Source organism: Achromobacter sp. K91, from assembly GCF_003576205.1.
GTDB lineage: Bacteria > Pseudomonadota > Gammaproteobacteria > Burkholderiales > Burkholderiaceae_B > Achromobacter > Achromobacter aegrifaciens.
In genome coordinates this window covers 35,492-48,546 of the sequence record NZ_QWFB01000060.1, presented here as the reverse complement: position 1 = coordinate 48,546, position 13,055 = coordinate 35,492, and the positions used below count along the sequence as shown (strand labels likewise).

At 66.9% G+C, this 13,055-nt stretch carries 12 protein-coding genes; 8 read left to right on the top strand and 4 right to left on the bottom strand.

Going from position 1 to position 13,055, the window contains the following annotated elements:
• Window positions 1-30: 30 nt before the first annotated feature.
• The gene (locus DXK93_RS27955) at window positions 31-651 is read left to right on the top strand and encodes an N-carbamoylsarcosine amidohydrolase (protein ID WP_119451813.1); all 621 of its coding nucleotides are present in this window, start codon (window positions 31-33) and stop codon (window positions 649-651) included.
• A 78-nt stretch (window positions 652-729) separates the two neighbouring features.
• On the opposite strand, the gene DXK93_RS27950 is transcribed toward DXK93_RS27955, so the two are convergent.
• Genes DXK93_RS27950 through DXK93_RS27935 form a run of 4 tightly spaced genes read right to left on the bottom strand, consistent with a single transcriptional unit; the run spans window position 730 to window position 4,209 of the window.
• A complete protein-coding gene (locus DXK93_RS27950) occupies window positions 730-1,248 on the bottom strand; it encodes an aromatic-ring-hydroxylating dioxygenase subunit beta (RefSeq protein WP_059378451.1) in 519 nt (172 codons plus the stop codon).
• 17 nt (window positions 1,249-1,265) lie between these two features.
• On the bottom strand, window positions 1,266-2,555 hold the full coding sequence (locus tag DXK93_RS27945) for an aromatic ring-hydroxylating dioxygenase subunit alpha (RefSeq protein ID WP_119451812.1): 1,290 nt from the start codon (window positions 2,553-2,555) through the stop codon (window positions 1,266-1,268).
• A gap of 38 nt (window positions 2,556-2,593) precedes the next feature.
• On the bottom strand, window positions 2,594-3,892 hold the full coding sequence (locus DXK93_RS27940; protein ID WP_119451811.1) for an NAD(P)/FAD-dependent oxidoreductase: 1,299 nt from the start codon (window positions 3,890-3,892) through the stop codon (window positions 2,594-2,596).
• Window positions 3,893-3,894: 2 nt separating this feature from the next.
• The gene (locus DXK93_RS27935; RefSeq protein WP_054459045.1) at window positions 3,895-4,209 is read right to left on the bottom strand and encodes a non-heme iron oxygenase ferredoxin subunit; all 315 of its coding nucleotides are present in this window, start codon (window positions 4,207-4,209) and stop codon (window positions 3,895-3,897) included.
• A 403-nt stretch (window positions 4,210-4,612) separates the two neighbouring features.
• Between DXK93_RS27935 and DXK93_RS27930 the strand changes: the two genes are divergently transcribed.
• From DXK93_RS27930 to DXK93_RS27900, 7 genes are all read left to right on the top strand, one after another.
• On the top strand, window positions 4,613-5,716 hold the full coding sequence (locus DXK93_RS27930; protein ID WP_054459047.1) for a TRAP transporter substrate-binding protein: 1,104 nt from the start codon (window positions 4,613-4,615) through the stop codon (window positions 5,714-5,716).
• A gap of 185 nt (window positions 5,717-5,901) precedes the next feature.
• A complete protein-coding gene (locus DXK93_RS27925) occupies window positions 5,902-8,304 on the top strand; it encodes a xanthine dehydrogenase family protein molybdopterin-binding subunit (RefSeq protein WP_119451810.1) in 2,403 nt (800 codons plus the stop codon).
• Window positions 8,301-9,128 (top strand): xanthine dehydrogenase family protein subunit M, encoded by an 828-nt coding sequence (locus DXK93_RS27920; protein ID WP_119451809.1) that lies wholly within the window; start codon window positions 8,301-8,303, stop codon window positions 9,126-9,128. The genes DXK93_RS27925 and DXK93_RS27920 overlap by 4 nt, the downstream gene beginning before the upstream one ends.
• A 5-nt stretch (window positions 9,129-9,133) precedes the next feature.
• The gene (locus DXK93_RS27915) at window positions 9,134-10,354 is read left to right on the top strand and encodes a 2Fe-2S iron-sulfur cluster-binding protein (RefSeq protein WP_119451808.1); all 1,221 of its coding nucleotides are present in this window, start codon (window positions 9,134-9,136) and stop codon (window positions 10,352-10,354) included.
• Window positions 10,355-10,418: 64 nt separating this feature from the next.
• Window positions 10,419-11,444 carry an ABC transporter substrate-binding protein gene (locus DXK93_RS27910; RefSeq protein WP_119451807.1) on the top strand — a complete coding sequence of 342 codons (1,026 nt, stop codon included), beginning with the start codon at window positions 10,419-10,421 and terminating at the stop codon, window positions 11,442-11,444.
• Complete coding sequence (locus DXK93_RS27905; protein WP_054459062.1) at window positions 11,441-12,250, top strand: ABC transporter ATP-binding protein; 810 nt, start codon at window positions 11,441-11,443, stop codon at window positions 12,248-12,250. Before DXK93_RS27910 ends, DXK93_RS27905 begins: the two co-directional genes overlap by 4 nt.
• A complete protein-coding gene (locus tag DXK93_RS27900) occupies window positions 12,247-13,023 on the top strand; it encodes an ABC transporter permease (protein WP_054459065.1) in 777 nt (258 codons plus the stop codon). The genes DXK93_RS27905 and DXK93_RS27900 overlap by 4 nt, the downstream gene beginning before the upstream one ends.
• Window positions 13,024-13,055: the final 32 nt, after the last annotated feature.

Here is a 13,055-nt window from a genome sequence, read left to right as displayed (position 1 = left end):
CACGCAATCACCGTACTAGGAGTTCCCTACATGAATGACGATATCTCGGCCTACGCGCGCCAGGGTTTCGGCACGGCGATGGCGCCCAAGGCGCCCTATGGCCTGCTGATCGTGGACCTGGTCAACGGCTTTGCCGATCCGGCTGTGTTCGGCGGCGGCAACATCCCCCAGGCCATCGAGCAGACCGTAGGCCTGCTGGCGCATGCGCGCAAGCAGGGCTGGCCGGTGGCGCACAGCCGCATCGTGTTCGCCGACGACGACGCGGACCACAACATCTTCACCTTGAAGGTGCCGGGCATGCTGACCCTGAAGGAAGCGGACCACAACAGCGCCATCGTGCCGCAGCTTGCGCCCGCGGCCGGCGAACTGGTGGTGCGCAAGACGGTGCCTTCGGCGTTCTTCGGCACCAGCCTGGCGGCCTGGCTGTCGCAACGCGGCGTGCAGACGCTGCTGGTGGCGGGCGCGGTCACCAGCGGCTGCGTGCGGGCCAGCGTGGTGGACGCCATGCAGTACGGCTTCCGGCCGCTGGTGGTGTCGGATTGCGTGGGCGACCGCGCCATCGGCCCGCATGACGCCAACCTCTTCGACATGCAGCAGAAGTACGCCACCGTGTTGACGCGGGACGAAGCCATGCGCGCTACGCAGGCCTGAGCTGGCGCCGCAGACCGGAACAAAAAAAAGGGTTGCGCCACGGGGCGCAACCCTTTTTTTACATTGCCCTTCCGCGTTCTAGACGGGATAGACCAGGTCGTTGGCCAGGATGGTGGTGTCATACACCACCTGCCGTTCCTTCAGCTTGAGCACGCCGTCCTGCCGCGTGTAGCGGTCGTAGTAGGTGCCGGCCAGGTGCAGGGTGGTGGGACCTTCCACCAGCGTCTGCATCAGCATGAATGCCGCCTGGGACTCGATCTCGCCATTCGCGGATTCGCTGATGACACGGGTGTTGCTGACCAGATGCAGCATGTAGCGCGGGGCGAACATCTGGGTGCGAGAAATGGCCACGGCGCGGTCATGCATCATGGCGCGGCCTTCGGAGTACACCAGGCCGACGGGCAGGCCCAGTTCGGCGTTCTCGCGCGCGGTGACGCGGTACAGGCCGTCCTCGGTGAAGAAGTCTGGCCAGGCCTCGACCTGGCCCGCGTCCAGGGCGGCGCAGTAGTCGGCGTGGAATTCCTCGATCTCCAGTCGCAGCGCGATGGCGCGCGCGGGATCGATCTTGCGGGGGGAGTATTCGAATCGGGTTCTCATGTTTCCTGGTTCCTGCCTCAGAAGCCCATCACGCTGCGGTAATAGCTGTACATGGAGCGGATCGCGGCTTCCGAGATCAGCGTGTTGGAGGTGCCTTGCTTGCCGGACTCCAGCTTCAGCACGTTGACGTCGGTGCTGGCGCGGCGCACGCCTTCCTGCACGAACTTCATGGCTTCGTTGTCTTCCAGGCCGAGGAAGCCGGCCGGCCCCATCAGGTTGCCCTGGCGCAGACGATGGCGCTCCATCTCGGGCGTGTCGTCCTCGTAGCCGAACATGGTCCATTGCATGATCATGCTGTCGGGCCCGTTGGGCACGATCTGGCGCACGCCCAGCGTGTTCATTTCACGTTGCACGATCAGGTTGGGCCAGACGGTCTGCATGGTGACCGACCAGGGCGAGTCGAATTCCTTGACGAACTCCAGGAAGCGGTCGTCCTGCAGGTGCAGGCCGTCGTGGAAGGAGCGCATTTCCTTCTTGTTCTCTTCGCTGACGTTGGCGTACTTGTCCTCGCTCTTGGCCGAGGCCATGGTGCCATGGCGGCCATGCACCGGATCGACCAGCATGGCGGACTTGTTGCCCGCCACCAGCAGCCCGAACACCACCAGGAACGAATGCAGCAGGGTTGCGTGGTACGGATCCTTCAGGTTCTCGTGGTACATCTTCCAGTTACACGGCAGCTCGTTGCGGTAGTAACCGTGGATCTTGAGCTTCTTGCCCGGGAAGACGGTGTCGAAATCGGCCAGGATTTCGGGTGTCAGGTATTCCTCGATGGGTTCGACCTCATCGCTATAGGACGCGAAGATGACGCCGTTGCGCGTGGTGACGCGCAGCTTGCGCAGGCCGTGGTCTTCGTTCTTGAAGTCCTTGGGCATGCCGCCCTCGCGGTTCACGCCGCGCTTGAAGGGGATGCCCTGCAGATTGCCCTTCAGGTCGTAGGACCACTGGTGGTAGGGGCAGACGAATTCCTTGGCGTTGCCCTGGCTGTGGCGGCAGAACTCCGCGCCGCGGTGGGCGCAGCGGTTCTCGAACACATTGACCGAGCCGTCTTCGGCGCGCGACACCACCACCGGGGTCGGCCCCACATAAGACCGCTTGTAGTCGCCCGGGTTCGGCAGCTCGGCTTCCAGGGCCACGTAGTTCCAGGTCTTGCCGTGGAAGATCTTTTCCACTTCCTGGTCGTAGACGGCGCGGCTGGTGTAGACCCAGTCGGGGATGTAGTGCAGCGCGTCTTCCGGCCAGACACAGTCGGCCAGGGCGGTGTCCTTGGACGCCATCGTAAGGCCGATGACGGTTTGCGATTGATACATGAAAAGCTCCTGTCGATGCGGGGGCGGTAATGGTGGGGTCAGGACGCGGCGGCGTTTTGCTGGCAGGCTTTCACCAGCGGCTTGAGCGCCACGGTCTCGTCGGCATAGCGCTCGGGATCGATGGCGATGCCTTGTTCGAACAGCACGCGCAGCTGGCGCAGGTCGCCGCCGGCGTTGATGGCGATGGCATGCACCGGCACGCCGTCGCGGTGGCCAAGCCAGATGAACTTGGGCGCCTCGGCCTGCGCCTGGGGCACGCCGCGGCAGGCATAGACGAGGTCCGGCTGGGGCAGGCCCAACATCTGTACGTTGCAGCCATATTGGTCCGTCCAGAACCACGGATAGGGCTCGGCCGGCGCGGGCTGGTCCAGCATGCCGGCCGCGGCCGCGCGCGCCTGTTCGTTGGCGTTCTGCCAGGATTCCAGCCGCAGCGCCATGTTCAGGTGACGCCGGTGCTGGCTGGCGCAATCGCCGGCCGCATATATATTTGGGTCGCTGCTACGGCAGGCGGCGTCCACCGCGATGCCGCCATTGGCGGGATCCAGCGCCAGACCGGCTTGTGCGGCCAGCGATACGTCGGGCACCAGGCCGATGGCCACCACCACGACGTCGGCCTCGATAGAGGAAGCGTCTTGCAGTTCTATATTGAAGCGCGCCTGATGCCGCACAGCGGCATCCGCATGGGGCTGCCAGTCGGTGCGCGCGATGCGCGCGTCCAGGCGCAGGTCCACGCCGGCGTGGCGGGCGCGTTCGGCCAGCCAATCCGACAGGGCCGCGGGCAGCACGCGTTCCAGCAAGCGGGGCGCGCTTTCCAGCACGGTGACTGCGGCGCCCAGGACGCGCGCAGTGGACGCCACCTCCAGGCCCAGGAAGCCGCCGCCGATGACGGCCACGCGCGCCTGCGGCGCGAGGGCGGCGCGCAGCGCCGCGGCATCGTCCAGCGTCCTGATGTAATGCACGCCCGGCGTGCCGCGCGGCAGGCTGGGCAGTTCGCGCGCCCGCCCGCCGGTGGCGAGCAGGCAGCGGCTATAGGGGAGGCTGCGGCCGTCGGCCAGTTCGACCAGACGGTTGGCAGCGTCGATCCGCAAGGCCTGCATGCCGGTCAGCAGGGTGACGCCTTGCTGCGCATAGAAGTCTTGGGGGTGCACAGCGGTCTGGCCATGCGCGCCGGGGCTTTGCAGCACGTCCTTGGACAGGGGCGGGCGCTCATAGGGCGCGTGCGCTTCCTGGCCGATCAGCGTGATGGGGCCGGCATGGCCCAGGCCGCGCAGCGTGGCCGCCGCCACCGCGCCGGTCTGGCCGGCGCCGATGATGAGGATCGGGTCTGCGTCAGCCATGGTCAGCCTTGCAGGTTGGCATAGATGTCCTGGCCTTCGACCTTGACCGGATAGATGCGGATGCCAGTGGTGGCGGGCGCGCACATGGCCTGGCCGGTGCGGATGTCGAATTTGGCCTGGTGGAGCGGGCATTCGATGCAGCCGTCTTCCAGATAGCCGTCGGACAGCAGCGCGTAGGCGTGGGTACAGACATTGTCGGAGGCGTGGAACTCGCCTTCGATGCGATACAGCGCAAGCTGCTTTTCGCCGGCGGCGACGGGGATCACCTCGTCGTCTTCGGTCAGTTGGTCGGTAGAGGCAATGCGGATCCAGTTCATATCAACTCGCTCGTCAGTATGCTGAGTAATTGTCGTCAGTGTACTGCCTAAAAAAACAAGTCAGGAGCTAGGGATTTCCCCGACAGACGGCGGGTCGAAGGGCGGCGGCGCGGGCCTATTATGCACGGCGTTCGCGGCGTGCAATCGCGACCGTCCGCTATATGTAAGGAGTACCCGCAAATAGCCCTCGGACCCGTGAAAAAAAACCGCCGGAATGAGTGGAAACCCAGGCGTTTCGCGGGCGTCGGCAGTGGGGATTTACCTTGTTGACACTCAAAATTACTGTCAGTATGCTGATCAACAATTCAGTGTGCTAACGTTTTTTTCGGATGTACGCGAGTGGCGTTGGCATGAGTTGAGGCGGGTCCAAGGGGACTCAATCGAACCAGATCGGGAGCAATGAATGCAACGACGCCGTTTCCTCGCACAAGCCGCCGGCGCAGCCGGCGCGGGCCTCGCCACCGTGGGCATGCCCGCCGTCGCGCAATCCGCGCCGTCGGTGCGCTGGCGCATGTCCACCAGCTGGCCCAAGAGCCTGGACACTATCTACGGCTCGGCCGAAGAACTCTGCAAGCGCGTGGCGCAGCTGACCGACGGCAAGTTCGAGATCCGCGCCTTTCCCGGCGGCGAACTGGTGCCCGCGGCGCAGAACATGGACGCGGTCAGCAATGGCACGGTGGAATGCAACCACGTGCTGAGCACGGCCTACATCGGCAAGAACACCGCCCTGACGTTCGACACCGGCCTGTCCTTCGGCCTGAGCGCGCGCCAGCATAACGCCTGGATCGCCTACGGCGGCGGCTTGAAGATGCTGCGCGCGCTCTATAAGAAGTACAACATCGTCAACCACGTCTGTGGCAACGTCGGCGTGCAGATGGGCGGCTGGTACCGCAAGGAGATCAAGTCGGTCGCCGACCTGAAGGGCCTGAACATGCGCATCGGCGGCATCGGCGGCATGGTGCTGTCCAAGCTGGGCGCGGTGCCGCAGCAGATCCCGCCGGGCGACATCTATCCCGCGCTGGAAAAGGGCACCATCGACGCGGCCGAATGGATCGGCCCCTACGACGACGAGAAACTGGGCTTCAACAAGGTGGCGCCGTACTACTACTCGCCGGGCTGGTTCGAAGGCAGCGCCTCGATCACCAGCATGGTGCACGACAAGGCATGGGAAGCCCTGCCGCCGGCCTACCAGGCAGCGTTCGAGGCGGCGGCCGGCGAGCAGACCATGCGCATGCTGGCCAACTACGATGCGCGCAATCCGCTGGCGCTGCGCAAGCTGATTGCCGGCGGCGCCAAGGTCAGTTTCTTTCCCAAGGAAGTGATGGACGCGGCGTACAACGCCTCGCAGGAACTGTGGGCCGAACTCTCGGCCAAGAACCCGGACTTCGCCGCCATCTTCCCCGATTGGAAGAAATTCCAGGCCGAGCAGGCGGCTTGGTTCCGGGTGGCTGAAAGCCCGTTGGACAACTACACCTTCGCCGCCGTGGCGAAGGCCCAGGCCAAGTAACCAGTGTCCTGCCCCGCAGATACGCCCGCACGAAATCCCCCCATGAGCGTCAGGGCGTCGTTGCAAATCCTCGCGATACCTTCGGGTATCGCTGCGGTTTGCGCCTAGCCCCGACGCTCATGGAGGAATTTCGTCATGCGGACGCATCTACGGGACAGGACACTAACAGGAGATAAAGGGTAGTCATGACGACAGCAAACGCCGATACGCACGGCCGGCCAGGCAAGCCGCAGGGAGTGGGCGCGCGGGTGCCGCGCAAGGAGGACGCGCGCCATCTGCACGGCAAGGGCAATTTCGTGGCCGACATGGCCATGCCCGGTCTCTGCGAGGTGGCCTTCCTGCGCAGTCCGCTGGCGCATGCGCGCATCGCTTCGGTGCGCGTGGCCGAGCAGATCGCGGACAAGGCGTTTGTGCGTCAGGCCATGGCCGATGCGCGCGACATCGTGGCGGATTCCACCTTGCCCAGCTACCAGGTGTCGGCCCAGCCGCCGCTGGCCTCGGGCAAGGTGCGCTTCGTGGGCGAGCCCGTGGCCATGGTGTTCGCGCCGACCCGCGCCGAAGCCGAGGACTACGCCGAGATGATCGAGGTCGACTACGACGACCTGCCGGTGTATGCGGACGTCGTCAGCGCCCAGGCGGCCCAGGGCGATTTCGTGCACGAGCAGTGGCGCGACAACGTCTTCGTCACCCTCAATGTCGACAAGCAGTTCGATGAGCTGGCAGCGCAGGCGGACGTGGTCGTGCGCCGCAAGATCGACCTGTCGCGGCAATGCATGGTGCCGATGGAAGGCAAGGCGGTGCTGGCCTACTGGGACCACCAGGCCGACCAGCTGGTGGTGGTCAGCGCGACCCAGGTGCCCCATATGATCCGCAGCGTGCTGGCCCAGTGCCTGGACCTGGAGCAGGGCCGGGTGCGGGTGGTGTCGCCGGACGTGGGCGGCGCCTTCGGCTACAAGTGCGTGCTGCAGCAGGAAGAGCTGTGCGTGGCCTGGCTGGCCAAGACCTTCAAGAAGCCGTTCCGCTTCATCGAAGACCGCCGCGAACACCTGACCGCGGGCGCCAATTCGCGCGAGCACCATTATGAAATGGTGGCCTACGCGGATCGCCGCGGCAAGCTGCTGGCGTTGGACGCCAAGATCACCATCGACGGCGGGGCCTATTCGGTCTGGCCGTTCACCATCGGCCTGGAACCGGGCCAGGCCATCGGCAACCTGCCGGGACCGTATGCATTCAAGGGCTATCGCTGCGTGACGCGGGCGGTGGCCACCAACAAGCCGGGCTTCGTGCCGTATCGCGGCGTGGCGCGCACGGGCGTGTGCTTCGCCATGGAATTGACGATGGACGCGATCGCCCGCGAGGTCGGACGCGAGCCTTGGGAAATCCGCCAGGAAAACCTGGTGCAGGGCGAGCAGATGCCCTACGTCAACGTCACCGGCAAGCACCTGGACAGCGGCGATTATCCCGCCAGCCTGCAACAGGCCATGGACATGATAAGGGTGGACGCGATCCGCGAACGCCAGCGCCAGGGCGAGGCCGACGGCCGCCTCATTGGCGTGGGGCTGGCGACGTACACCGAACAGGCCGCGCACGGCACCTCGGTGTTCGCGGCCTGGGGCACGCCCGTGATACCGGGCTTTGACCAAGCCACCGCGCGGGTCACGCCGGACGGCGGGCTGGAACTGCGGGTCGGCGTGCATTCGCACGGGCAGGGCATGGAGACCACCTTCGCCCAGATCGCCAATGAAATCCTGGGCGTGGACGTGGCCAGCATCAAGCTGCTGCATGGCGACACCGGCCAGACGCCGTTCTCCACCGGCACCTACGCTTCGCGCTCGCTGGTGATGTCCGGCGGCGCCGTGTCGCAGGCCTGCAAGCGCCTGCTGCCGCGGCTCACGCATATCGGCGCGCATCTGCTGCAGGCTGATCCCGCCAACGTGGCCTGGAATGGCGACCGGCTGGAAGCCGGCGGCAAGTCGGTGTCGGTCAAGGACGTGGCCGACGCCTGGTACTTGCGGCCGCAATTGCTGCCGTCCGACGTGGACCCCGCCGGCCTGGAAGTCACCGTGGGCTACAAGCCCAAGGTCGACACCGGCTGTTTCACCTATGCCACCCACGCGGCGGTGGTAGCGGTGGACCCGGGCACGGGCGGCGTGGAGATCCTGGATTATGTGGTGGTGGAGGACTGCGGGACCATGATCAACCCCATGGTGGTCGAAGGCCAGACCATAGGCGGCGTGGCCCAGGGCATAGGCACCGCGTTCTACGAGGAAACGCCTTACGACGACAATGGCCAGCCGCTGGCTTCGACCCTGGCGGACTATATGCTGCCTGGGGCCACCGAGGTTCCGAACATGCGCCTGCATCACTTCGAGACGCCGTCGCCGCATACCGAGTTCGGCGCCAAGGGCATGGGCGAGGGCGGCGCCATCGCGCCGCCGGCGGTGCTGTTCAACGCGGTCAACGACGCGCTGCGGCCGTTGGGCGCGGCTGAACTGCTGCGCACGCCGCTGTCTCCGACCCGGGTGCTGGCCGCCATCGCTCAGGGCAGCCGCAAGACCGCCACCGTTGCCGCGGAGGTGACGGCATGAAGGCCGCTGCATTCGAATACTCCCGCCCGGACACCCTGCAGGACGCCTTGCGGGCGCTGCGTGGACACGAGGGCCGCGCCAAGCTCATGGCCGGCGGCCAATCGCTGGGCCCCATGTTGAACCTGCGCCTGGCGCGTCCGCCCGTCGTCATCGACATCTCCGGCCTGTCCGAACTGCGCACGGTTTCGCGCCAGAACGGCAAGCTGCGCGTCGGCGCGGCCGTGACCCATGCCGAGATCGAGGACGGCGTGCACGAACTGCTGCGCGGCACGCCCATGCAGCAGGTGGCGCCGGGCATCGCCTATCGCGCCATCCGCAACCGCGGCACGCTGGGCGGCAGCCTGGCGCATGCCGATCCGGCGGCCGACTGGGTGCTGACCGTGGTCGGCCTGGGCGCGACGCTGGAGATCGCGGGGCCGGACGGCGTGCGCATGCTGCCGGCGGAAGACTACATGCAGGGCGCCTATACCACCGGGCTGCGCGAAGACGAGCTGATCGCCGCCGTGCACATCCCGGAAGCCGGGCCGCAGGCGCGCTGGGGCTACTACAAGTTCTGCCGCAAGACCGGCGAGTTCGCCGAGGCCAGCTGCGCCGCGTGGTTCGATCCGTCCTCGAAGACGGCGCGCATCGCGGTGGGGGCCCTGGACGGCGCGCCCAGATTGCTGCCCCAACTGGCCGCGCGCATCGCGCAGCAGGGGCTGGCGGGCCTGGATGAAGCGCTGCTGGCCAGCGAGCTGGCCGGGGTCATGCAGGACAAGGATGAACACCATCGCAAGCTGCACGGGACCGCGGTGACGCGCTGCCTGGCGCAGGCCTTGGGTTGACAGGAATGAGCATGGTTCAGGTGACATTGGAAGTAAACGGCAAGCGCGTATCGCACGAGGCGCCCGCGCGCATGCATCTGGGGGATTTCCTGCGGGATCAGGCACGCCTGACCGGCACCCATCTTGGCTGCGAGCACGGCGTCTGCGGCGCCTGCACGGTGCTGGTGGATGGCGCACCGGTGCGCTCCTGTATCTCGTTCGCGGTGGCCTGCGAAGGCCGGCAGGTGACCACCATCGAAGGCTATGACGCCGATCCGGTGATGCAGCGGCTGCGCGCCGCCTTTACCAAACACCACGCCCTGCAATGCGGCTATTGCACCCCGGGCATGCTGGCGACCTCGCGCGATATCGTGCTGCGCCTGCCGGATGCGGACGAAGGCCGGGTGCGTGTGGAGCTGTCCGGCAATCTGTGCCGCTGCACCGGATACATGGGCATCGTCGCCGCCGTCATGTCGGTGCTGGCCGAACTCAGGGAACAGCCCGACCCCGCGGTAGAGACGCTGCGCGCCGCTCAGGCGCAGGGCCGGGGCGCCGCGCCAGCAGCGGAAAAACCGGTGGCGTTCGCGGGGTTCACGCCAGCGTCGGCCAGCCAGCCGGCCGCAAGCGCCGCTGCGGCGCCGGCGCCGGCCGCAGCCCCGGCCGGTAAGAAGGAAGGCAAGAAAGAGGGCCGTGGCAGCCAGATCGACGGCGGCTTCAAGGTGCCTTTCCCGGCTGCGGACGTCTGGGCCTTCATGGTGGACCTGCCAGCCCTGGCCAGCTGCCTGCCGGGCGCGTCGATCGAGGAACACGAAGGCGACCGGGTCAAGGGCAAGATCGCGATCAAGTTCGGCCCCATGTCCGCCGCCTTCAATGGCGCGGCCCGCCTGGAACGCGACGACGCGGCCATGCAGGCGGTGTTTCGCGGCGCGGGGCAGGACTCGCTCAGCCAGTCGCGCGCCAACGGCGACATCACGTATCGCCTGGAGGCGCTGTCGGCCAACGAGACGCAGGTCCACGTGAACCTGCTGTATTCGCTGCAGGGGCCGCTGGCGCAGTTTTCGCGTTCGGGCCTGGTGCAGGACTTCGTGCGCCGCATGATCGCGGACTTCGGCAACAACGTCACGGCCAGACTGCGCCGACCCGCTGCCGCGGGTGAGGCGCCGGTCCAGGCCAGCTTCAATCCCACAGCCATGTTCTTCAGCGTGCTGTGGGCGCGCATCAAGCGGTGGTTCGGCCGCGGCGGCTGAACACGCGGGGTACCAGCGGCCGCGGGGCGCGGCCGCGCTGTGTCGGCACATAACGGGGAAAATCATGCTCGCGGTATTCGCAAGAAACTGGCGCAACGCGTTGTTGGGCCTGGCTGCTGTCGCGCTCAGCGCGCCCGCCTGGTCCCAGGGTTTGGAGCCTTTGAAGGTGCGGCTGGACTGGACTCCCTGGGGCGTGCACGGCGCATTCCATCTGGCGCAGCAGAAGGGCTGGTACAAGCAGGCCGGCCTGGACGTGACGCTGGAGGACGGCAATGGATCCGTGACGACGGTGCAGATCGTTGGCGCCGGCGACAGCTTCGATCTGGGGCATGCCGCCCTGGCCTCGGCCATGATCGCCCGCGAGAAAGGCATGCCGGTCAAGGCCGTGGCTGTGTTCGCCAGGCAGAGCGACATCGGGCTGCTGGTGCCGTCCGATGCCGGCATCACCGGCCCGGCGCAGCTCAAGGGCAAGAAGGTGGCCTATACGGCGGGCTCCTTGGAAGCGCCGTTCATCGATGCCTTCCTGGCCGCGGGCAAGCTCAAGAAGAGCGACCTGGAACTGATCAACGTGGACGCCGCCAGCAAGGCGTCGACCTATGCCGTGGGGCGGGCCGACGCGGCATTCTCCACCATTCCGTTCTTCCTGCCCGTGGTGTCGCAGAATCGCCCGTCCAGCGCGGTGCGCTTCGCCGATTTCGGCCTGAACATGCCCAGTTTCGGCCTGTTCGCCAATGAGTCCAAGCTGGCGCAGCGGCGCGACGCCATCGCGCGCTTTGCGAGCGTCAGCGCGCGGGCCTGGGAGTACATCTACGCCGGTCACCAGGACGAGGCGGTCGCCGCCATCCTGGCGCAGCGGCCGCAGGCCCGGTTGGACAAGAAGGTGCTGCGCGGGCAGATCGACGCCTTGCAGCCGTATTTCGGCCAGCCGGCGGCGGGCGCGCGGCTGGGCGCCATCGTGCCGCAGGACTGGACGCAGGCCGTCGCCACCTTGTCGACGGTCGGGCTGATCAGCGCCAGCGCGCAGCCCGCCACGTTCTATGCGCCCGACCTGGTGCATCCGGAACGCTACGACAGCCTGGTGCAACCATGACGCAGTGGGCCGTGTCCGCAACGGACGTGCGCAAGCGCTACCCCGGCGCGGCGGGGGTGGAAGCGCTGGCGTCGGTGTCGGTCGACGTGCCGCGCGGCCGCTTCGTCAGCATCCTGGGACCCAGCGGCTGCGGCAAGAGCACCTTTCTGCGTTGCGTGGCCGGGCTGGAGACCGTTTCCAGCGGCGAGCTGCGGGTGGAGGGCGTGCCCGTGCAGGGGCCGCCGGACGGCATGGGCATGGTGTTCCAGCGCGACGCGCTGCTGGAGTGGCGCAACGTGCGCCGCAACATCCTGCTGCCGGTGGAGTTTGCGCACAAGCCGGTGGCCGCCTATGCCGACAAGGTGCGCGCGCTGCTGGCCCTGACCGGGCTGGAAAAGTTTGCCGAAAGCTATCCGCGCGAACTGTCCGGCGGCATGCGGCAGCGCGCCGCCATCTGCCGGGCGCTGGTGGACGATCCGAAGCTGCTGCTCATGGACGAACCGTTCGGCGCGCTGGACGCGCTGACGCGCGACCAGATGAACGTCGAGCTGCAGCGGATCTGGATGGAAACTCGCAACACGGTGTTGTTCGTGACGCACGGCATCGCCGAGGCGGTATTCCTGGGCGACGTGGTGATGGTGTTCTCGCCGCGCCCGGGCCGGATCCTCGAAACCATAGAAATCGACCTGCCGCGGCCCCGGCCGCTGGCGTTGCGCGAGACACCGCAATTCGGCGAATACGTGCGGCACATCCGCGGCATGTTCCAGAGCATGGGCCTGATAGATGAGGGCGCGCGCGCCGCGTCCGGACTGGAGTCCGTCCAATGAGCGCGCTCTTGAAAGGGGCGGGCCGGCGCATGGCCGGATTGGTGTCGGTGCTGGTCTTCCTGCTGCTGTGGGAAGCCGCCGCGCGGATCTTCCATGTACGCGCCATCATGCTGCCGCTGCCCGGCCAGGTGGCGCTGGAGCTGGCCGCGGAATGGAGCTGGTATGCCGGCCACGCCGCCTACACACTGATGACCACGCTGGCGGGCTTTGCGCTGGCAGTGGTGGCCGGGGTGGCGATTGCCGTCATGCTGGTGGGGTCGCGCTGGTTCGAACGCTTCATCTATCCCCTGATCGTGGCGCTGAACAGCGTGCCCAAGGTCGCCATCGCGCCGCTGTTCGTGATCTGGATGGGCACGGGCGCGGAACCCAAGATCGCCATCGCCTTCCTGATCGCCGTGTTCGCGATGATCGTGGACACCGTCCATGGCCTGCGCTCGGTGCCGCAGGACGTGCTGGACCTGGGGCGCGTGCTGAAGGGTTCGCGGCGCGATTTCTTCTTCAAGGTGCGGCTGCCCAGCGCGTTGCCTTCGATCCTGGCGGGCATGAAGGTCTCGATTTCGCTGGCGCTGGTGGGCGCCATCGTGGGCGAGTTCGTGTCCTCGCAGCGCGGTTTGGGCTACGTGATCATGAGTGCCCAGGGCACCTTCGACACGGTGCGGGTGTTCGCCGCGATCTTCGTGCTGGCCCTGATGGGCATGCTGCTGTTTGCCTTGCTGGTGTGGCTGGAACGGCGCCTGACGCCCTGGCTGCGCCACCACCGCGAAGACGATTGATGGGTTCAAGCCCGGGGCACCACGGGCTGAAT